At 50.7% G+C, this 1,993-nt stretch carries 2 protein-coding genes and 1 pseudogene; all 3 read right to left on the bottom strand.

Going from position 1 to position 1,993, the window contains the following annotated elements; all coding sequences use genetic code 11:
• The coding region (locus GA0061070_RS25290) for a tail fiber protein (protein ID WP_167353622.1) at positions 1-920 on the bottom strand (920 nt) is incomplete at its 3' end.
• Positions 920-1,600 (bottom strand): DUF2612 domain-containing protein, encoded by a 681-nt coding sequence (locus tag GA0061070_RS24380; protein ID WP_090139102.1) that lies wholly within the window; start codon positions 1,598-1,600, stop codon positions 920-922. The genes GA0061070_RS24380 and GA0061070_RS25290, both read right to left, overlap by 1 nt.
• A pseudogene (locus GA0061070_RS24375) lies at positions 1,597-1,993 on the bottom strand (hypothetical protein); the annotation flags it as partial. The pseudogene GA0061070_RS24375 and the gene GA0061070_RS24380, both read right to left, overlap by 4 nt.

The raw sequence follows: 1,993 nt of genomic DNA, 5'->3' as shown, positions 1-1,993 counted from the left end.
CGGGAAGGGTCATAACCACGACCATTATCCAGTCCACGAATAAACAGCCCGCGTAAATCAGGAACGGCAAGCGCCGGATAAGCGACGGCAAGCGCTGGATAGTTGGCAGCAGTGAATGTTTGTCCGTTGCAGATTAGCCAGCCTGTCGGCGGTGTGCTCAGTGGCCACGGCAGTGGCACACCAACTGGCACCAGATTGGACGAAATACCCAAGTAAGATAGTGCATCTGCAACTGATGTCAGACCGATAATGTCCCTGCCCATTTGCGTAAGCGGAGTCTGTGATGCTGTACCAATCCCGGTAAAGTAAGGGACCTGATTGGCTCCAGTTGCCAGCCCGGAGAGTGCCGTGAGTGTTTTATTGACAGGTTGTTTGCCAGATAAAATTGTCCAGGTGCTGATTCCTAAAGCATCGCCATTTCCAAGATGAATGTCATTACCGCTCATTGCAAGACAAGAAACTCTGCCACTGGATTCTACTGTTTCTGGTAAAACGATAACCTGCCAGTAGTTACTCTGGTCCGGGGCATCAGGAGCTTTGTACGCTCGCATAAACTGGCAACCTGTTGCCGCACGGGAACCAATTGATTTGGCATCAGCAGCAGCGCTGACATAGGTTCCAGCAAGGATTCGGCCGGGATTTTTAATCGAGAAATCCACACCAAACGCAGCGCTCATTTTCGCGATAAATCCGTCCACATCCCCGTCATCCAGCACATCGAGACCGCTTTTATTTGCGGTATATTGAGCCAAGGCGGAGGCGATAAAAGTTGCCTGACGTAGTGCTTTATTCACCTGTGCTGAGTTGGCTTTTCCGGACTGAAACCCCGTAAGCAAAGCCGAGAGAGCTTCCCAGTCTGCCTGCGACGTGACGTTTGCACCGGCCCCGGTTGCAAATGGTTTAAAATTGTTGGTAGCCATTACAGTAATTTCCCCCATGCGCCTTCATCAAATCCGGCTATGTAGTCGTTATCCATGTCAAAACCGAAGAAACGGTTTCCCTCAGACGGTGTTTCCACCGCCGGTATTTCGATACTTCCGCCCCAGACACCAGCAGCTTTAACTGTCAAATAACCCTGTTTAATTGCCGCAATGAGTTCTAGCGAAACCTGTGAGATATCAACTTCAGGGAATACCCAGATACTTATCGTCATGTCCTGGTTGTCGACTATTTGCATGCGCAGGCCGGAACCGGCCAGCGCGTTATCGATAATGGGTGGTAAGGTATCGTTCTGCCCGTTCCAGTTATTGATCGCGATTTTGGCCTTCAGGATCACCCGATAAGTTTCATCGCTCAATGCGGTATAGCCCGTGTCCGGGTCATATGGCCCCTGCCATACTCCCTGATCCCATCCAAGACCGTCTGTATCCCACGAGAAATAAATGCCACTGATTGGCACACTGACTGTGCGTTTGCGGTTTACCCATTCGCCAATGATATCCAGTTGCACACCGACTGCCGTATCAATGTCAAAAGCGGTAATCAGGCCACCAAGTGCAGTTGATACATCGCTAAGAGGCCTGGTGGATAAATCAACGTGTTGTGTGAAGAGTGGCTTTCCGGCGTTGTAGTTAGTGATCAGATCGGTGTATTTGCTCATGATGTCACCGTGATCGCGATGTTTGCAGTAGAGCAACTTGCGGCTTCGTCATACCCGATGACGATATTCGCCACCGTAAGCGCCCCCGGTGATTTGCCAATCAACAGCTCTGTGATGTCGTAATACCGGGAATTTCCACCACTGACCACACCGAGGTTTGCCGGGGAGTAAATGCGGCTCAGCAGTACGCTGTCACCGATTCTCAGGCTGTTGATATAGTCAGCAACCGCCTGCTTAATATCCTCTCCAATTTGTGAGGTATAACCAGTGAACACCCGTAACGTAATGGCGACATACACAGGCACATCAACAGGACGTGAAAAGCTGATGTTATGCGGGTTGCCATAGGTGTCGGTTACCTGAAGCGTGCTCTTGCCATACGTTGCCACGCCC

The organism is Kosakonia oryziphila, from assembly GCF_900094795.1.
Taxonomy (GTDB): Bacteria; Pseudomonadota; Gammaproteobacteria; order Enterobacterales; family Enterobacteriaceae; genus Kosakonia; species Kosakonia oryziphila.
This window is presented reverse-complemented; position numbering and strand designations above follow the sequence as displayed.

Coding starts and splice junctions, on each gene's coding strand:
- GA0061070_RS24380 (WP_090139102.1), bottom strand. CDS start 1,600: ATGAGCAAATACACCGATCTGATCACTAACTACAACGCCGGAAAGCCA.